This is a genomic window from Anatilimnocola floriformis (assembly GCF_024256385.1).
GTDB classification, from domain to species: domain Bacteria; phylum Planctomycetota; class Planctomycetia; order Pirellulales; family Pirellulaceae; genus Anatilimnocola; species Anatilimnocola floriformis.
Map to the genome: position 1 here is coordinate 913109 of NZ_JAMLFW010000002.1, position 17846 is coordinate 930954.

15 protein-coding genes and 1 tRNA gene are annotated in these 17846 nt (G+C 59.0%); 12 read left to right on the forward strand and 4 right to left on the reverse strand.

Annotation, left to right across the window (positions count from 1 at the left end):
* Positions 1 to 29: 29 nt before the first annotated feature.
* Both M9Q49_RS28320 and M9Q49_RS28325 read right to left on the reverse strand, forming a co-directional pair.
* Positions 30 to 103, reverse strand: a tRNA-Ile gene (locus M9Q49_RS28320).
* Between the two features lie 361 nt (positions 104 to 464).
* The gene (locus M9Q49_RS28325) at positions 465 to 779 is read right to left on the reverse strand and encodes a hypothetical protein (protein ID WP_254512667.1); all 315 of its coding nucleotides are present in this window, start codon (positions 777 to 779) and stop codon (positions 465 to 467) included.
* Between the two features lie 239 nt (positions 780 to 1018).
* Between M9Q49_RS28325 and M9Q49_RS28330 the strand changes: the two genes are divergently transcribed.
* The 4 genes from M9Q49_RS28330 to M9Q49_RS28345 all read left to right on the forward strand — a co-directional run bounded on the left by M9Q49_RS28330 (position 1019) and on the right by M9Q49_RS28345 (position 5162).
* Positions 1019 to 2053 carry a transporter gene (locus M9Q49_RS28330; protein ID WP_254512668.1) on the forward strand — a complete coding sequence of 345 codons (1035 nt, stop codon included), beginning with the start codon at positions 1019 to 1021 and terminating at the stop codon, positions 2051 to 2053.
* An 11-nt stretch (positions 2054 to 2064) separates the two neighbouring features.
* Positions 2065 to 2766, forward strand: coding sequence for a C39 family peptidase (locus M9Q49_RS28335; RefSeq protein WP_254512669.1), 702 nt, complete (start codon positions 2065 to 2067; stop codon positions 2764 to 2766).
* Between the two features lie 126 nt (positions 2767 to 2892).
* Positions 2893 to 4518, forward strand: coding sequence for an ATP-binding protein (locus tag M9Q49_RS28340; protein WP_254512670.1), 1626 nt, complete (start codon positions 2893 to 2895; stop codon positions 4516 to 4518).
* Positions 4515 to 5162: a response regulator transcription factor gene (locus tag M9Q49_RS28345; RefSeq protein WP_254512671.1), complete on the forward strand. Its 648-nt coding sequence runs from the start codon at positions 4515 to 4517 to the stop codon at positions 5160 to 5162. Before M9Q49_RS28340 ends, M9Q49_RS28345 begins: the two co-directional genes overlap by 4 nt.
* Here M9Q49_RS28345 and M9Q49_RS28350 read toward each other — a convergent pair.
* Together M9Q49_RS28350 and M9Q49_RS28355 are read right to left on the reverse strand one after the other, a co-directional pair.
* Positions 5128 to 5868 carry a NeuD/PglB/VioB family sugar acetyltransferase gene (locus M9Q49_RS28350; RefSeq protein WP_254512672.1) on the reverse strand — a complete coding sequence of 247 codons (741 nt, stop codon included), beginning with the start codon at positions 5866 to 5868 and terminating at the stop codon, positions 5128 to 5130. The two genes, M9Q49_RS28345 and M9Q49_RS28350, sit on opposite strands and share 35 nt — an antisense overlap.
* Positions 5855 to 7345 carry a GumC family protein gene (locus tag M9Q49_RS28355; protein WP_254512673.1) on the reverse strand — a complete coding sequence of 497 codons (1491 nt, stop codon included), beginning with the start codon at positions 7343 to 7345 and terminating at the stop codon, positions 5855 to 5857. Before M9Q49_RS28355 ends, M9Q49_RS28350 begins: the two co-directional genes overlap by 14 nt.
* Before the next feature lie 369 nt (positions 7346 to 7714).
* On the opposite strand from M9Q49_RS28355, the gene M9Q49_RS28360 reads away from it, so the two are divergent.
* Genes M9Q49_RS28360 through M9Q49_RS28395 form a run of 8 tightly spaced genes read left to right on the forward strand, consistent with a single transcriptional unit; the run spans position 7715 to position 17846 of the window.
* On the forward strand, positions 7715 to 9658 hold the full coding sequence (locus M9Q49_RS28360; RefSeq protein WP_254512674.1) for a polysaccharide biosynthesis protein: 1944 nt from the start codon (positions 7715 to 7717) through the stop codon (positions 9656 to 9658).
* A 60-nt stretch (positions 9659 to 9718) separates the two neighbouring features.
* Positions 9719 to 10945 (forward strand): DegT/DnrJ/EryC1/StrS family aminotransferase, encoded by a 1227-nt coding sequence (locus M9Q49_RS28365; protein WP_254512675.1) that lies wholly within the window; start codon positions 9719 to 9721, stop codon positions 10943 to 10945.
* Between the two features lie 42 nt (positions 10946 to 10987).
* Positions 10988 to 12301, forward strand: coding sequence for a lipopolysaccharide biosynthesis protein (locus M9Q49_RS28370; RefSeq protein ID WP_254512676.1), 1314 nt, complete (start codon positions 10988 to 10990; stop codon positions 12299 to 12301).
* Complete coding sequence (locus M9Q49_RS28375; RefSeq protein ID WP_254512677.1) at positions 12298 to 13794, forward strand: hypothetical protein; 1497 nt, start codon at positions 12298 to 12300, stop codon at positions 13792 to 13794. Before M9Q49_RS28370 ends, M9Q49_RS28375 begins: the two co-directional genes overlap by 4 nt.
* The gene (locus M9Q49_RS28380) at positions 13791 to 14984 is read left to right on the forward strand and encodes a glycosyltransferase family 4 protein (protein ID WP_254512678.1); all 1194 of its coding nucleotides are present in this window, start codon (positions 13791 to 13793) and stop codon (positions 14982 to 14984) included. The genes M9Q49_RS28375 and M9Q49_RS28380 overlap by 4 nt, the downstream gene beginning before the upstream one ends.
* Complete coding sequence (locus M9Q49_RS28385) at positions 14984 to 15988, forward strand: NAD-dependent epimerase/dehydratase family protein (protein ID WP_254512679.1); 1005 nt, start codon at positions 14984 to 14986, stop codon at positions 15986 to 15988. The genes M9Q49_RS28380 and M9Q49_RS28385 overlap by 1 nt, the downstream gene beginning before the upstream one ends.
* Entirely contained in the window at positions 15985 to 16608 is a 624-nt protein-coding gene (locus tag M9Q49_RS28390) for a sugar transferase (protein ID WP_254512680.1), read from the forward strand. The genes M9Q49_RS28385 and M9Q49_RS28390 overlap by 4 nt, the downstream gene beginning before the upstream one ends.
* Positions 16608 to 17846 (forward strand): glycosyltransferase family 4 protein, encoded by a 1239-nt coding sequence (locus M9Q49_RS28395; protein ID WP_254512681.1) that lies wholly within the window; start codon positions 16608 to 16610, stop codon positions 17844 to 17846. Before M9Q49_RS28390 ends, M9Q49_RS28395 begins: the two co-directional genes overlap by 1 nt.

Sequence of the window (17846 nt, forward strand, 5' to 3'; positions counted from 1 at the left end):
GCGCCGTCAACCGCGCCGATCTGAAAAAGTAGGGCCGCCCGGACTTGAACCGGGAACCGAGGAATTATGAGTTCCGCGCTCTAACCGATTGAGCTACGGCCCCGTGAATGAATGGACTTCAACGCCTCATTCTAAGCGGGGGCTGTTCCTCAGCAAGCCGCGGGACAGAGCGCGGTTAAATTCCGCGGCGGCGACAGTCTTGAACGTTGAGCGACAGCCAAGATGATGTTGGCTGCGATGAATCTGCCCTGAGATCGCTCCAGTAGGATTTTCCTATCTGTGAGCAGACTTTTGCTTATGCAGGCTGTGCTGGCAAGTCGCCGATGCTAACCCTGCAAACCAAAAAAAGGGTGGACTGGCGAAAACGAGACGCATGGGGCAGTACGCGAACTCGTGACTCCAGTCCACCCTCTCGAACACTGAGCCAAAATGGAGTTTGGCATCGTGTTCAGGGGAGAGCACGTCTAGCGAACACGGATGTTTGCAGTGACGTGTGCTTTTACCTTCACCGCGCCCAGCACGTTGAGGTTGGCCTTCACGTTGGCATTGAGGTTGAGATTGAGCAGACCGCCACCGCCGTGGCAGTAGCAGCCACCCGTGCCGCGGATTTCGTTGGCTTCGGTGGCCGACAGGGCTTGGAATTGGTTGTCTTGCAGGCCCAGGAAGGCGGTGACGTCGCTGGTGTCGGCGGCGCGGTCGCGGGCTGGTTCGGCGGCCGAAGCGTACGAGGCGAGCGAGCTGCAGATGACAATGGCGGCGATGGTGAAGATACGTTTCATGGAAGAACTCCTCGAAAGAAAAGATGTAAGTGACCAAGGGTGCGGTGACGCGTTGCGAAGTGCGTTTTGTTTTGCGTCTCGCACTAAGACCCAAATTAGTTGGACACGGACGGGCCACAACAAAGATGGGGAAATTCTCTAATTGGTCGGCACGCTCGATTTTTATCGTTTTGTGCGGTGTTTTTGCAGTTTTCGCCGCGAATACCGCAGCGGCCGAGGAAGTGTGCGAATTGCTGCCCGTGGCCGATCCCAGTTCGCCGACCGAATGGCAAACGCGTGAGGGATTGCTGCGAGATTTGTGGGCGCAACAGGCGGCCAACGAAGAACTGGCCGCGCGATTTCAACTGCCGTCGAATACCAATCTAATCGTCCCGGTTTGGGCCGCGGAGACTGACTCGGCAGAGTCGCAGGAGAAATCGCGCGAACCCAAACGTCTCGGCGAAGCGCCTCCCGATGACTCGCGCGTCTTCCTGCGGCAGTCTGCCGTGCTGCTCAAGCCCGGCACTTGGGAAGTGGAATGGGGCCTGCGATACGCGCTGCAAGAGAACGCCTTCCTCTCGGTGCTGCCCGATAGCAGCATCGTGCCCGAGTTCACCGACGCCCGGCAGATCCTCGGCACGCTCAGCATTCGCTATGGATTAGCCGAGCGCTGGCAACCTTATCTCACGTTGCCCGCCGGCGCGTCGTTCTACGAACGCTCGAACTCGGCCGGCGACGACGTCGACGATGTCTACGGCGTGGGCGATATTCTGCTCGGCGTGAATTACTTGTGGCGCGACGGAAAGAACGAGTGCGCCGACATCATTACCAATTTCAGCGTGAGCGCGCCGACCGGTCCCGCAGCCATTGGTGGTTTGACGACGAACCAAGCCGCGCTCGGCAGCGGCTTCTGCACATTGAGCTTCAATACAACGGTCGTTCGTACTTACGATCCGGTCGTGCTGTTCGCTTCGCTCGGCTATTCCCATCAATTTGCGAGCGAATTTCAAAATATCAACGTGCAGCCAGGCGAGCTGTTTAATGGCTCTTTTGGCCTTGGTTTCGCGGTGAACGACGACATCACGCTCAGCACGCAGTTGCAAACGGTCGTGCAACTCGACTTCGGCATCCTGGGGAAACGAGTACCAGATACCGGACTCGAGTCGAGCTTGCTGCGGCACTCGATTGTGCATCGGCTGTGTGAAAAGCAGTTCGTCGAGTTCTTTTTGATTCATGGAATTACGGACGACGCGCCGCGAATGTCGGTCGGCGTCTTGCGCACGCATCGCTACTAATGGCAACCGACATGACGACTCCAATTCGGCTGCCTGTTTTCTTCGCGGCTGCGTATCTCGGCATGGCTCCTCTCGCGTCGGCGGAAAAGCCAGACGTCGTGCGCTATCCTAGTCCGCAGCGCAACTTTAACGCCACCTTGCAACCGTGGACGGCGACGAAGAGCCGCAACGTCATGCTGCAGGAGCGTGAATACACCTGCGGAGCTGCCTCGCTCGGCACGCTCTTGCGTTACTACTTCGAAGATCCGGTTAGTGAAGAACGGATTCTCGATGCTGCCATGGCGGGGCTGAATGAAGAGCAGATCAAGGATCGTGAGAAGAACGGCCTCTCGATGGAAGATCTGGCCCGCGGCGCCGGCAAGCTGCAATACGCAGCCGCGGTGCTCAAGCTGGAGTATGCCAAGTTGGCGACGCTGCCGGCGCCGGTTGTTATTCGTTTGATCAAGGACGACTTCAAGCATTTCGTCGTTTTTCGCGGCGAACGCGAAGGGATGGTATATGTCGCCGATCCCATCCGTGGCAACGTTAAAATCCCACTCCACCTCTTCAAGCAGGAGTGGGATGGCAATGTCCTAGCCGTCATTCGCCGCGGTATGCAGCCGCGCACTCAGCATCCCCTGCAAATCCCGCCCGATAGCGCAGTGCTGCCGCAAGCGCAGGCAGCCCGCCGCGGACTGCTCGAAAACAGCCTGCCACTGCGGCCAATTCGCTGATGGAGCAGGGGTCTGCGGGATTTCCCCATGCTCCGCACGGCCGCACATTTCTACGGCGGCGTAGAGTTCGCTGAGCGCAGCATCCTCGGCTGCGTAGAACGCGAACTACTGCGAAGGATGTGTCTCTTGTCGACGAACCATGGAACATCGACTCTTACTCCGCCGCGGAGTTCGCTGACAAACTCACCGGTCACCGAGCGCGGCGAACTAGCTTGGTCACTGATGCTGCGCCGGCTGCCAGCCCTCGTGTGGACCACCGATCACGAACTGAACGTCGCTTCGGCCGGCGGCATCGGCGGCGAATTTGGCCGTGACCTGCAATCGTTCGTCGGCCGTCCGATTAGCGAATGTCTGCCGACCGATGAAGAAAATGATTCCAGCGTGCAGATCGCGCACGCTCAAGCGCTCGCCGGCAATGCCTCGTCGCTCGACTACGTGCTGAATCGCAAAGCCTATCGGCTGTATCTCGAGCCGTTGTCGAACGAAGGAGAGATCGTCGGTTGCGTCGGCATGGCCATCGACATCACGCCGCGGAAGAGTCACGACTTCCTGATGCATCCGACCTGGAACTCCACGCCCGATGCCGACGATGCTTCGGGGCGTGGCAAAATCAGCAAGCGGTTGAGCGTCGAGCTCGAAGATCGCCGACTCGCCGAACAATCGTTGCGCGAAAGTCACGACCGCCTCGTGCAACTCGCGGCCAGCATCGACTCCGCCTTCTGGATCGAAGATCGCCGTCAACGACCGACCGGCAAGGTGATTTATCTCAGCCCTGGCTACACCAACATCTTCGGCTTGGCGATCGACGCTGTATTGCAGAGCGACGCGCACGCGATCTGGAATTCCGTCCACGAAGACGATCGCGAACGGGTCAATGCGATCTTCGGCGGCGAGCAGAATTCGCAATCGTTGACTGCCGATTTTCGCATCTGTCGGCCGGATGGATCGTTACGCTGGATTCGCGCCCGAGCCTTTCCGGTGCGTGATGCTGCCGGGCAAGTGCAGCGTGTGGCCGGTGTCGCCGAAGACATTACCCGTCGCAAGGAAGACGAAGATCGGCAGCGCCGTTGCGAACGCCTCGCCACGCTCGGCAACTTCGTCGCTGGCATTGCACACGAAATCAACAACCCCCTTGGCGCCGCTTTGTCGTCCAACCAAGCGGCCATGCGATTGCTGGCTCCGGGCGCACCTCCGGTTTTGAAGCAATGCCTCGAAACCAGCCTCGGCAGCATTCGCCGTTGTGCGCAAATCGTCCGCAGCTTGCTCCGCTTCTGCCGCGATGAACCAGCCAAGCAAACCGAGTTCGATGTGCGCGACGTCATTGCCGCGGCAGAGACGATTACTCGCAGCTACGCCCAGGAAAATCAGTGCGAAATCGTCCTCAAGCTCGGCTGCGTTGATCTGTCGGCCTGCGGCAGCCCTCTCGAACTCGAACTGGTGTTTGTCAACTTGCTGCGTAACGCAGTCGAAGCCAAAGCCCGCCGCGTTACTGCCGAATGCCGGGTGATTGATCGCGAGATCGAGATTTCGATCTGCGACGACGGCTGCGGCATTCCCAGCGAACAGTCGTGGCGTTTGGGAGAACCGTTTTTCACCACGCGGCAAAAGTCGGGCGGCACGGGCTTGGGTTTGACCGTCGTGCACAACATTGTGCGCGAGCACGCCGGGCGGATCGAGTTCATTCGTCGAGAGCGAGGAACTTTGGTTCGCTGCACATTGCCCGTAGCTCTCTCTGGAGAGCACCGCTCATGAGCAATAACATGCTGACGTTTGCCGCCACATCTCCGATCGTCGCGCGTGGTAACTCGTGCGTGCACATCGTGGATGACGACGATCATTTCCGCGATGCGCTGGCGTTGCTGCTCGAAGCCTCGGGTTACGAAGCGGCTACCTATCGCTCGGCGGAGCATTTTCTGTCGCTCTATCATCCGCGCGACATCGAATGCCTGCTGCTCGATCTGCGTATGCCCGGCCTCAGCGGCATCGAGATGCAGCCGGAACTGACTCAACGGCACATACACTTGCCAGTGATTGTCATCTCGGCGTTTGCTGAGACTCCGTCAGTCGTTCAAGCGATCCGCAACGGCGCGGTCGACTTTGTCGAAAAGCCGATCGAAGAAGCGGTTCTGATCGAAAAGGTCAATCGCGCGCTGATCGCCGATCGCCGCAAGAAAGCCGACAAAGGGGATCTTCACATCCGCCTTCATCGGCTGAGCGAGCGCGAGATCCAAGTCATGAACGGATTTCTCGAAGCGCGCAATACCTTCGAAATCGCGCGCGATTTGGGAATCAGTCCGAAAACAGTCGAGAAGCACCGCTTGCGAATTTTCGAGAAACTCGACGTCAGCAGTGTGCCGGAACTCATGTGCTTGATGTCAAAGCATGATCAGCCTTGAGTTCGCTTTCAGCCGTCGGCGACGGCTGAGTTGTATCGACAGCAAACCGCGAGCGGAAGCGAGCCGGCGAACCAACGGCGATCGTGTTCGCGGGAACATCCTTGTTGGCTACGGAGCCTGCTCCCAAATACGAATCGTCGCCAACGTTGATCTCCGAAATCAAGATCGATCCCATCCCGAAAAAGCAGCGCTCGCCAACCCGGGAGATCGCGCCGATCAGCGCGCCGGCACTCACATGCGTATAAGCGCCGATCACCGTTTCATGACCAACGCCAGCGTGCACGTTGATGATCACGCCGTCGCGCAACGTCACTTCTGGATCGAGCGAGCAGCCAGAACTCAGAAATACGCCGCGGCCGATGACCGTTGCATCGCCGATCGAGGCAAAAGGATGAGCGATGTTCACTAGCTCAAAGCCCTGCGATTCGAGCTCGACAGATTTTCTGCTGCGCAGTTCGTTGTCACCGATTCCGACGATGAATTGTCGCGGCATATTCCGCTGGCGTTGCAGTTCGGCCAGCGACAGGACGGGCGATCCCAACAACTGTGTAGGCATCGAGGCCGAAACCTGATCGACAACGAATGCCGCGACGCGGTGTTCGCCGCGAAGTTTCACGGCCGAGGCAATCGTCTTGGCATGGCCGCCAGCGCCAAAAATGAAGATGTCGCCGGAATGGTTGTAGTAACGGTGATTAGCAGAGTACATCGGAGCTCCTAAAGGCCGTGGGTTCGGGGTGAAGAGTGGACAGGTGGACTGAAGACAAAGAATCAAACGAGGCTTGGCGTTGCGGCGGCGGTGAGATTTGATCCCACGCCATGCCGAACGCAGCGGCCAGGAAAGTCGCGCAGATGATAATGACCGTCACAATCACAGGCCGATTCGGAAAGACCGACTTGTTATTGAGCGACGGTTCGTCGGCGATGCTGATGTTGGTGATCCGTTGAGTGGCAAGCAGCTCATCGATGCGAGCCTGCTCCAAGCTTTGGGCGTAGCGCAGGTACGTTTCGCGCTGAATGTCCACTTCCCGCACCAGTCGTTCGTGCTGAGACTCGGCGTTGTTGAGCGTCTGCAGCCGTGCTTGAGCTGCGGCCAGCTGCGGCTCACGCGAAGCAATGCGAGCCGTCAGCGCTCGTGCAGCCGTTTCGCGATTCACCAGCAAGATCTCGGCCTCTTCGTAAGCTCGGCTGCGTCCTTCTTCCGTCGTGCTCCGATCGCGGGCTTCACTGCGATAGATCTTTTCAGCCGACTTAATCTGCTCGCGAACTTGCTGCAAGCGAATGTCGTTGTCGGTGAACTTGCTGCTGAGCTCCTGCTCGCGAAGTTGCAGCGTGTACAGCTGATCGCGAATCGAATCGGCGGCCTGATTCGAAAGGCCGCGCGTGGTGACGGTCGCGTGGCGTTCGGGAATCGATTTCAAGTGCTTGCGCAGCCCCTCGATTGCCGCTTGGGCCTCGCCATATTCCGTGCGTGCGGTTTGCACTTCCCGGGACAGTTGATCGCAGGTGCCGAGCAGCAAACGCTTTTGCTCTTCGATCGAGACGACGTCGGTTTCATTTTTGAATTGCAGGTATTTCTCTTCAGCTCCTTTGAGACTTTCGAGCGCCACGCGGGTTTGCTCGGCGAAAAAGCCATGCGCCGCGGGGTTGCGATTGAGTTGCCGGTGATGGCTGAGAAAACTGTCGATAAACAGCGTTGCACAGCGGCGAGCCAGCTTGGCATCGCGAGCGTCGCAGGCAACTTTGACCATGCTCGACTTCCGTACCACGGCCACGTCGATCATTTTCGTGAGCTTGGCCAACGCTCGTTCGCGGGGCGAGAGTCGCTGCGGCAGAATCGCTTCCGACCAGTGAAACTGATCGCGCAGAATCGTCTCGGGTCCGACTTCATCCACCACGCGTTCCAGCAGCGATCGGCCACGCAGTGTTTCGACCACGGTGTTGAGTTCCAACTCGCGCGTCACTGGCACTGCCGTGATTTGGCCGTTACCGAGATTCGCCGTGGGATCGACGCTGACGTTTTCGCGCCCGAGTCGGACGAGCAGCTTTCCTTCGGAGCGAAACACCGATGGCGTGAACTTCAAACCGATGTAGCCCACCACGACCACCACCAGCCACACGACCAGCATCGGCCACTTCATACGATTGGCGATGCGAAGCAATGGTTGCCAAAAGGTGTTGATCATATTTCGTTCCGTGAATGGGAGCCGCGAGACAATCAGCATTCAAACCATTGCGTGATCGCAGCGATGACACTGCCGTCTAATTTGTTCTCAATCACAAAATTCGCAATAGAGTTTTTCCTCACGCGCTGCGACACGTTATGTCACAGCGCATGGCGAACATGCGTCATTTGCTGGGGAATTTCTCCAATATCATTCGAGCCTTCTAGCGCGCTACCTAAGCTCCGATCTATCGCCTCGTGTGACTCAACATGGAGGCCAAGATTTCATCGCGTTGATAAGCAACACGTGCTTGCGGAGGTTGGAGTGTCGGAAGCTACATGCCAGTTTGACGAAAACGTGCCACATCGCCTGGCCTTAAATAACAGGGCGATGCAGCAAAAGATCTTGCTGGCTTTTGCTCATCTATTTGCGTTTGCAGCGGCCTTTGCGATTGCTGTGGCGTTACGTTTTGAATTTCATGTGCCGGCTGCAATCGCCTCACAATTAATGGTCGCTGGTGTGGTTGTGGTCGGCTGGAAGTTGGTCGTGTTCTATGCAGCACGACAGTATCGCACTTGGTGGCGACATTTCGCCTTTGCTGATCTCTATCGCCTCACGGCAGCGGCCACCGTCAGCGTGATCCTGCTGATGGCACTGCGACAATTTGGCTGGTTGCCGGGTTCGCCGGCTCGGTCGGTGCTGCTGCTCGACTTCATGGTGACGGTGATGTTGGTCGGCGGTTTGCGTTGCAGCTGGCGAGCTGGTGAAGAACTGATGTCGCCGATCTGGCAGCGAACTCGCTACCGTCGCGCATTGCTCGTCGGGGCGAGTCCCACGGATAAACTACTCGCGCTGCATCTGCAGCTGCGACCTGAATTGCCGTTTCGCATTTGCGGTCACGTCGATGAAAACTCGCGCTGGCTGGGCCACTCGTTTGGCGGTGTGTCGGTGCTCGGCGCGATCATCGATCTGACGGAAATCGCGGCCAAAAACGGCACTACCGACATCATTGCCATCACCGGCAGCCTCTCAGGAAAGCGGATGCAGTTCGTGCGGCAAAAATGCGAAGCGGCTGGACTGACGCTGCATTTGATTCCGCCATTGAGCCAACTTCTCAGCGAACATCAGCAGTTGCCGTTGCGGCCGATTGAGGTCGACAAGCTGCTGCAACGGCCAACGGTGAAGCTCGACGAGCTGGGCATTCGTGGCACGATCGCTGGTAAGGTGATCGCAGTGACTGGCGCCGGCGGCAGCATCGGCTCGGAGATTTGCCGGCAGTTGCTCGCCTTTCATCCGGCGAAGATGATTCTCGTCGATCAGAGCGAACCGAGTTTGTACTCGATCGATATGGAAATGCGACGGCTGAAGTCGGCGACGCAGATCGTGCCATTCCTCGGCGATTGCACCGATAGCGTTCGCATGTCGACGCTGTTTCGCACGCATCAACCGGATGTCGTCTTTCACGTCGCAGCCCACAAGCACGTGCCGATGCTCGAGTCGCACGTCGGCGAAGCGGTAAAGAACAACGTCTTTGGCACGGCCAACCTCGTGGAATTGTCGGAGCAGTTCGGCGTCGCGCAGTTTGTCTATATCTCAACCGACAAAGCCGTGAAGCCGACCAGCATCATGGGCGTGACGAAGCACCTAGCCGAACGCTATGTGCTGGCGATGGCCGAAGAAGGGGCCGGCCGTTACGTCGCCGTTCGCTTCGGCAATGTGCTGGGTTCGGCGGGAAGCGTCGTGCCGTTGTTTCAAGAACAGATTCGCCGCGGTGGTCCGATCACGATCACGCACCCGGATATGGAACGCTTCTTCATGACCACGGCCGAAGCTGCACAACTCGTGCTGCAAGCCAACGCTCTCGGCAAGGGTGGCGAGATCTTCGTGCTCGATATGGGCGAGCCGGTGAAAATTGTCGATCTGGCCCGCGAGATGATTCGCATGTCGGGCTTGCCCGAACATGCGATCGATATCACGTTCTGCGGCACTCGTCCCGGCGAAAAACTCTACGAAGAGCTGTACTTCGACGATGAAGTGCGACTCCCCACGCCGCATCAAAAACTGTTCTCGGCCCAGCATCGGCCGATCGCACGAACCACCATGCTCCGCTGCCTCGAGGAGTTGCATCCGCTGGTTGATGGCGATCAGGAGGAATTGATCGACGCGTTGCAGCGCTGGGTTCCGGAATATCGACGAACTCCCGCGGGCGCCGTGATTGCGAAACCTTCGGAGCAAAGCGTGCCGCTTTCTCCACAACGTATCGAACGTTGGGAGATCAAGGCGCCGCTCACTGCCGAGTCCCCCGTTTCTCAGTCATCGCTCAAGTCTCACTAGTCTGTTGTTTGCAGGTTTGTTTTTACTCCATTGATTTTCCTCTTTGATTAAGCGTGCTTTATGTCGAAAAGTTTCCCTGCTGTGTTAGGTGGCCCTCCGGCCAGCGAACGTCCCGTTCCTTTTGTGCGACCGTTGCTCCCGAGCTACGAAGCAATCGAGCCAGGGGTTCGCAATCTGTTTTCCACCGGTCAGTTGACCAAAGGCCCTTGCCTGGGGCGTTTCGAAGATGCGATCGCCGAACACCTGGGCGTTCGTCACGCGATTGGCGTGTCGAGCTGCACGACTGGCTTGATGCTCGCGTACAAGTGCGCCGGCCTCGAAGGGGACGTCGTCGTACCGAGCTTTACCTTCATGGCTACCGTCAGCGCACTGGTGTGGGCCGGTTTGCAGCCGGTGTATGCCGACGTTGATCTGCACACGGCTACCCTCGACATTCGTGCAGTCGAACAAGCGATCACGCCGCGTACTTCTGCCATCGTGGCCGTTCATACGTTCGGCAATCCAGCCTCGATCACGGCCTTACAGAACCTGGCTCAGCGCCGCGGCTTGAAGTTGATCTTCGATGCCGCGCACGGTTTCGGCTCGATGTATCGCGGTGCTCGTTTGGGCAGCCAAGGTGACGCACAGGTCTTCAGCCTCAGTCCCACCAAGTTGCTCATCGCCGGCGAAGGCGGCATTGTCACGACGAACGACGACGAACTGGCCATCAAAATTCGTTACGCCCGGGAGTACGGCAACGACGGCAGCTACGACAGCGTGCTGGTCGGCTTCAATGCCCGCATGGCTGAATTCAACGCGCTACTCGGCCTGCAGAGCTTGTCGCTGCTCGAACATGAAGCGCAACGGCGCAATGAGCTCGCCACGCTCTACATGAGCGAATTGGAAGGAGTGCCGGGGATCGAGTTCGTCCGGGTGCAGCCCGGCAATCGCTGCTCGTACAAGGACTTCTCGCTGCTGATCAACGAAGCGGCCTTTGGTTTGAATCGCGATCAATTGGCCATCGCGCTGCAAGCCGAGAACATCGACAGCCGCAAGTATTACTTCCCTGCCGTGCATCGTCAGACCGCATATCAGGACATTCCTGCCAATGAAGCCGAGCTGCCGAACACTTGCATCCTGGCCGACAACAGCTTGAGCGTGCCGTTGTATTCGCAGCTGACCGAAACGCAGGTCGTGCGCATCGCCGGTGCGATCAAGCGGTTGCAGGAATGGGCGCCGCACGTGCGCGTGAACCTCGCACTGCGTGATGCCGATTCGGCTGGAGCGCTGGCCACGGACCGCAAGTAAGCGATCGCAAACTGCATCGCCAGAGAGAAGACTAGGGGCAAAATGATCGGATCGTCAGGACGAACGTCGACTAGCAAAACCGTCAGCAGCAATGCCGCCTGGCTGCTGGTCGGGAATGCTATGTTCGCGTTCGGACAATACGGCGTGGTCATTCTCATTGCCCGCTGGGGAACGGCGGAAATGCTCGGCCGCTTCGCATTAGCGACGGCCATCGTGACGCCGATCGTGTTGCTCTCGAATTGTGCGCTGCGGACCATTCAAGCTACCGACGTGCAGTCGCAGTTCACCTTCGGCGACTACGCGGGTTTTCGCCTGGTCGGCCTCACGCTGACGATCGCGGTGGTGGCTGGCATCGGCACGCGTTACGACCTGGCAACCTGGCAACTGCTGCTGGCCGTGCTGCTCGGCAAGGTGCTGGAATCGATCGGCGATCTGTTGCAAGGCGCATTGCAACGTCGTGAGCGGATGGATGTGGTTGGCTTTTCGCAGCTGATCAAGGGCATCGGCTCGCTGACGGTCTTCGCGGTCGGCTTCGCTTTTACCGGCAATGTCTTTGCTGCGTTGATTGCTGCCGCCGTTGTTAGCGGTGCTTTCGTCATCGGCTATGACTTGCCGGCCGCCTGGTCGGAATGGCGACTCGATCTCGGGGCCAGTGAAGTGCGAAAGCACGTCTTGCCGAGGTTGTCGCTCACGCAGCAATACTCGCTCGCCAAGCTAGCGCTGCCGATGGGCGTGACGGTGATGCTCGGTTCGCTCCTCGTCAGTATTCCGCGCTTTGTGATCGAAGGCTCGCTCGGCGCTGCGGAGCTCGGCGTCTTCGCCGCGCTGTCGTGGTTGACCTTGCTCGGCAACTTGTTTGCTTCGGCAGTTGCTCATGCTTCATTGCCGCCGATGTCACGTTATTACGCGGCCGGCCAAACCGAAAAACTACAGAACTACCTGAATACGCTGCTGTTATGGGGTACGATCGGCGGCGCGGTCGCTTGCCTGGCGACCGCGCTCGCCGCGCGTCCCATAGTCGCTCTGATCTTGGGTCACGAGTACGCCCAGCATTCGTTCACGCTGCTGTTGCTCGTTGCTTCGATGGGCGTGGGATTGGCGATCTGCTTTCTCGATCACGCGCTCTACGCGGCCCGCAAGTTTCAGGTGCAAGTGCCACTGAATATCGTCGGCTGCCTGGCGACGGCAGCTGGTTGCTGGCTCGCCGTGCCGCGTTATGGATTGCCGGGCGTAGCCGCCACGATCTGCCTGGTTTCGATCGCACTTGCCGGCAGCCGCTGGATCATTGTGCAACGAACGCTGCGATCGACATCGCCTGAGTTGGCCGATGTGGTCTCGCTGGAGGCCACGCCATGATCACGCAAGCACTCGACCGTACGATGACGGCTGACTCTTCGGCCGCAACCATGCAGGCCTGGAAGATTCTTCCCTGGCTGATCTCGGCGAGCACGCTGCTGATTGCGGTTTGCATCGACCCAGCGTTTCAGCATTGGTTCATCCTGCCGTTGATGATTTGCGGCGGAATCGTGGGTAACTGGGCGCTGGATTGGCTGCGCGGCGAGCGCGACATGTTCGACCCGCTGTCGATCTTCGCGCTGGTCGGTGTTCACTTTTTCTTTCTCGCCACGATCATGCACGTCGGCACCGACTACTGGATGCCGTACGTCGACGCGCCGCTGGACTGGCGGCCTTGGCTGGGCGCAATGTCGACGTTGAATGTCGCTGGCCTCGGCATCTTCACGATCACGCGGCATGCCCTCCGCCGCTTCGCGAATCCTGCTCCTTCGACCGAGCTCTGGCAACTCGATGCTCACCGCCTGTATTGGCTGGCGGGACGCACGATTCTATTTTGCGTGGTGGCCCAAACGTTGGTCTACGCCAAGTTCGGCGGCATCAGCGGTTACGTGCAGGCCTTCAGCGAACAGTCGGATCAGTTCAATGGAATGGGCATCGTGTTCCTATTCTCCGAAGCAGCGCCGATCGTGGCGATCATGGCCGCGGTCACGTGGTGCCGCGAGCGCTCGTATCGCAGCGTCGGTGTGGCCGTCGCACTGCTCTTTATGTTCATCGTGCTCAAGTTCTACTTCGGCGGCCTGCGCGGCAGCCGTGGCCATCTTGTGTACGGCTTGTTCTGGGTGGCTTGTCTGATTCATGTGCAGCTTGTGCGACTGCCGCGCAAACTGCTGGTTAGCGGTTTGTTGCTGTTGTTGCCATTCATGTATGCGTATGGCTTGTACAAGAGCTTTGGCTCGGATGCGATCCACGCTTTTTCCGCGGCAGAGCGGGCGGATCTGAATGATAAGGCGCCGCGCACCTGGCAAGCGGTGTTGCTCGGCGACCTCGCGCGGAGCGACGTGCAAGCGCTGATTCTGTATCGCTTGTCGTCGGCGAACATGGCCTACGACTACGACTACGCTTGGGGAAGCACTTACGTCGGTACGGCTGCGCTGGTGATTCCGCGTAGCGTGATGCCGGACCGGCCTCTGCCCAAAGCCAAAGCCGGCACCGATCTGCTCTTCGGCCCGGGCGTTTATGAACACGAATTCGCAAGCACGTTTGCGTATGGATTGACCGGCGAAGCGCTGCTGAATTTCGGTTTGCCGGGCGCGCTGCTGTCGTTCGTGCCGATCGCGCTCCTCGTGATCATCGCCCAGCGCTGGTACTACGGCTTGCCGGCCGCCGACAGTCGCTGGCTCGTGCTTCCTTTGTTCCTGAGCATCGCCTTCCTGGGAATGCTGTGGGACACCGACGTTCTCTTTTTCTATCTCGTCAAAGAGGGCTCGGTGCCAGGTTTGCTGACGCTTCTCTGTTCGCGACGTGTCCTCTCGTTATCAGGCTCTTCCTCATGAGATTGTCGATCACTTCGGACTACCGCTTTGCTCAAACGCCAGACGGAACCATCTGGACGGATGGCCCCTGCCATCACGCCCACTGGACGCGTTACCTGTCTGTGTTCGGCGCGGTGAACGTGCTGGCTCGCGTGCGCGATGTCGAAACCGCTGATGCACGTTGGCAGCGTGCGAACGGCGAACTCGTTCGCTTCTCGCGTTTGCCACACTACGCGGGGCCCTGGCAGTATCTGTGGAAGTCGTGGCGAGTGTGCGCTGCGGCCTGTGCTGCTGTGAAGGACGATGATGCGTTGATCTTGAATGTGCCCGGGCAGATCGCCAGTTGCGTGCAAGATGTGCTGCGAACAGGCCGGCCCTACGGACTGCAGGTGCTTGGTAATCCGCACGATGTGTTCGCTCCGGGCGTGGTGCGACATCCCGCGCGGCCGTTCATTCGCTGGTGGAGCTCGCGCCGGCTGCGCAAGCAATCGTCCCGCGCTACGGCTGCTCTGTACGTGACCGAGCGGACGCTGCAACAAAGCTACCCCTGTCCGGCCGCAGAGTTCGGCGTGTCCGATGTCGACTTACCGCCGGAAGCGTTTCGCAGTCGCACGATCACCGAAACGCGACCATTCATGATCGCGACGGTCGGCACGATGTCGCAAATGTATAAGGGCTTTGATGTGCTGATCGGCGCGCTCGCGAACTGCTCGAGTGACATTCGCCTCGTGATCGTCGGCGACGGCAAGTTCCGTCCCGTACTCGAAGAACAAGTCGCCGCGGCCAAGCTGCAGGACCGCGTAGAATTTCGCGGCCAAATGCCGACCGGCGAACCGATCCGACAAGTGCTCGACGGCGCGGACCTTTTCGTCCTGCCGTCGCGCACCGAGGGACTACCTCGCGCCTTGGTCGAAGCCATGGCGCGGGGTCTCCCTTGTTTAGCGTCGAATGTCGGTGGCATTCCTGAACTGCTCGCCGCTGAAGATCTGTTGCCGCCGGGCGATGCCGCCGCGCTCGAAGCTGCCATTCAGCAAGTCGCCAATGATCGCGACCGCCAGCAGCAAATGAGCGATCGTAACCTTCGCCGCGCGAAAGACTTTCAAGCCGAAACGCTGCAGACACGCCGCCAGACTTACTGGCAACACTTGTGCGAGCGAACGGCTGAATATCAGCGCCGAGCCACCACACTTTCGCTGCAGGAGGCCCGTTAATGATTGTCGCCATCACGGGAGGAACCGGCTTTATCGGCCGCAAGCTCGTCGAGCGTCATCTGGCTGCTGGCGATCAGGTGCGCGTTCTCACGCGCAGCGCCGATCGCAGTGCGCAGACTGATGAGCGATTGAAATTCATTGTCGGTGATCTCGCTGCGGATCAACCGATTCCTGAGGATTTTCTCGATGGCGTCGATGTTCTCTATCACTGCGCTGGTGAACTGCGCGATCCGCAGAAGATGGCTGCCTTGCATGTGCGCGGCACCGAGCTTTTGCTCGATGCTGCTGCTGGTAGAGTCGGTCGCTGGGTGCAACTGAGCAGCGTCGGTGTTTACGGTCCGCAGATGGCCGGTGTGATCGACGAAAACTGGCCGATGCTACCGCGGGGCGAATATGAACAGACGAAAGCTCGCGCGGACGAGCTAGTTCTGGAACGGAACGCAAAGGGCGAAATCTCCGCAGTCATCGTGCGGCCATCGATCGTGTTCGGGCCACAGATGCCCAATCGTTCGCTGTTTCAGTTGCTACGGATGATCGAGCGCGGCTGGTTCTTCTTCATCGGCTCGCCCGGCGCATCGGCTAACTATGTGTATGTCGACAACGTGATCGATGTGCTGCAGCTCGCAGCCGATGCGAATGTCGCGGCTGGCAGCGTCTACAACATTTCCGATCAATGCACGCTGGAGCAATTCGCCACGCATCTGGCCAGCGCGCGGCAGATCGCTCCGCCACGACTCCGCTGCCCAACTTGGATCGCCACTGCTGCTGCGAGTGTGTTTGGTTGGTTGCCGGGATTTCCGCTCACGACCGCACGAGTCAAGGCAATGTCGACTCGTGCTGTTTACTCTTCGGCCCGCGCACAACGCGAGCTGGGCTACGTGCCGCGGGTGAGCATCGCCGAAGGAATTCGTCGGCTGGTGAGCGCGGTGCCGATTGCTCCCTGCACCGATGCTGCCGAGGCCGCGTTGGTTTCGTCCTATGCGATTACAAGGAACACATTATGAAGCGGCTGATGGATATTGCGCTCGCGGTGATCCTGCTGATTGCTTTGTCGCCGTTGCTGGCCGTCATCGCGCTGCTGGTGCGATTCAATCTCGGCTCGCCGATTTTGTTTCGTCAAAAGCGGCCCGGTTTTGGCGGCAAGCCGTTCCTGATGTGCAAGTTTCGCACGATGCGCAACGCCCGCAATGCAAAGAATGAAATTCTAAACGATGAAGAGCGCCGCACCTGGTTCGGCAACCTGCTACGCAAGCTCAGTCTCGATGAGTTGCCCGAACTCTGGAACGTGCTGATCGGCAACATGAGTTTCGTCGGTCCGCGGCCGCTCCTCATGTCGTTTTTGCCGCACTACACGCCGGAACAAGCTCGCCGTCACGACGTGCGGCCGGGCATCACGGGCTGGGCGCAGATCAACGGCCGCAACAAGTTGTCGTGGGACGAAAAACTCGCCTTCGACATTTGGTACGTCGACCATCAAAGCCTGTGGCTCGATTTCCGAATCCTGTGCGGCACGGCAGCGATCGTTCTCGGTCGCAAGGGAATCGATTACTCGGCGAACTGCATTCCCGCCAGCATGGCCCATCTGACGAGCGGCGAAATCATGTCGCAGGAAGCGAGGCTGTGATGATCGCCGAATCGAAACAAGATCAGCCGTTGCGAATCATGTTCATCGTCACGGTGCCGATGGCTTTTCATTTTTTGAAAGGGCATTTGGAACATCTGGCCGCACAGGGTTTCGATATTCACTTGGTTTCGTCGCCGGGCGAGCAACTTGATCAGTTCGCGCGCACCGCGCCAGTCGAGGTTCACGCTGTTCCGATCAGTCGCACCATCAGCCCTTTGCAAGACCTCAGCACGCTGTGGCAACTCTGGTCGCTGATGCGCGAAGTGCAACCCGACATTGTCCACTCCTACACGCCGAAGGCTGCATTGCTCGGAACCATCGCCGCTCGGCTCTCGCAAATTGCAGTCGTGGCGATCTCACTGTTTGGCTTGCCGCAAATGGCTCGCCGCGGCGTGATGCGCTGGCTGCTCGATGCCACCACGCGGCTATCTTGCTGGTTGGCCGACTGGGTTTGGACCGACAGCCCTTCGCTGCGCGACTACGTGTTGCAACAGCGGCTGTGCTCGCCGGCAAAGCTCAACGTGTTGCATCACGGCAGTGTGAACGGCGTCGATACGCTGAACAACTTTTCGCCCGAACGATTCTCCTCGGCAGAACTGGCTGCTGCTCGACGGCGGTACGACATTCCTGCCGGCAGCGAAGTGCTGGGCTTTGTCGGCCGGTTGTGTCGCGACAAGGGAATCAATGAACTGCTGATTGCCTGGCAAACCCTGCGTGAAATTTTTCCCGATCTGCAATTGCTGCTGGTTGGCCCGCGCGAAGAAGGCTTGACTGCGGAATCGATGGAGCTGCTGCAGACCGATCCGCGGATCAAGTTCGCCGGCATGACGCGCGAAGTTGCCCTTCATTTGTCGCTGATGGATGTGTTCGTCAACCCTTCGTATCGCGAAGGCTTTGGCGTGGCGAATCTCGAAGCCGGCGCGATGGCGCTGCCTGTCGTCAGCACACGCATCCCCGGCTGCGTCGACTCTGTTTGCGACGGAGTGACCGGCACGCTGGTTCCGACCCGCGATCCCGCTGCGTTGATCGCCGCCATCACCGAATATCTGACCAATCGAAACCTTGCCCAACAGCACGGCCAGGCCGGCCGGCTGCGTGCTCAGGAAGATTTTGCTCCGTCTGCTTTGTGGTCTGCCTTGGAGCGTCAATATCGCACGCTGCTCGCCCAGACCAACCGTTCGTTGGAATCGTCCGTTTCCCCCTCGTTGAACGCCACCTCGGCCCATGTAGGAGACTAA

Excerpts from the sequence above, each read along its gene's own strand:
- M9Q49_RS28325 (WP_254512667.1), bottom strand. The coding sequence starts at position 779 with ATGAAACGTATCTTCACCATCGCCGCCATTGTCATCTGCAGCTCGCTC.
- M9Q49_RS28335 (WP_254512669.1), top strand. The coding sequence starts at position 2,065 with ATGACGACTCCAATTCGGCTGCCTGTTTTCTTCGCGGCTGCGTATCTC.
- M9Q49_RS28345 (WP_254512671.1), top strand. The coding sequence starts at position 4,515 with ATGAGCAATAACATGCTGACGTTTGCCGCCACATCTCCGATCGTCGCG.
- M9Q49_RS28350 (WP_254512672.1), bottom strand. The coding sequence starts at position 5,868 with ATGTACTCTGCTAATCACCGTTACTACAACCATTCCGGCGACATCTTC.
- M9Q49_RS28355 (WP_254512673.1), bottom strand. The coding sequence starts at position 7,345 with ATGATCAACACCTTTTGGCAACCATTGCTTCGCATCGCCAATCGTATG.
- M9Q49_RS28360 (WP_254512674.1), top strand. The coding sequence starts at position 7,715 with ATGCAGCAAAAGATCTTGCTGGCTTTTGCTCATCTATTTGCGTTTGCA.
- M9Q49_RS28365 (WP_254512675.1), top strand. The coding sequence starts at position 9,719 with ATGTCGAAAAGTTTCCCTGCTGTGTTAGGTGGCCCTCCGGCCAGCGAA.
- M9Q49_RS28370 (WP_254512676.1), top strand. The coding sequence starts at position 10,988 with ATGATCGGATCGTCAGGACGAACGTCGACTAGCAAAACCGTCAGCAGC.
- M9Q49_RS28375 (WP_254512677.1), top strand. The coding sequence starts at position 12,298 with ATGATCACGCAAGCACTCGACCGTACGATGACGGCTGACTCTTCGGCC.
- M9Q49_RS28380 (WP_254512678.1), top strand. The coding sequence starts at position 13,791 with ATGAGATTGTCGATCACTTCGGACTACCGCTTTGCTCAAACGCCAGAC.
- M9Q49_RS28385 (WP_254512679.1), top strand. The coding sequence starts at position 14,984 with ATGATTGTCGCCATCACGGGAGGAACCGGCTTTATCGGCCGCAAGCTC.
- M9Q49_RS28390 (WP_254512680.1), top strand. The coding sequence starts at position 15,985 with ATGAAGCGGCTGATGGATATTGCGCTCGCGGTGATCCTGCTGATTGCT.
- M9Q49_RS28395 (WP_254512681.1), top strand. The coding sequence starts at position 16,608 with ATGATCGCCGAATCGAAACAAGATCAGCCGTTGCGAATCATGTTCATC.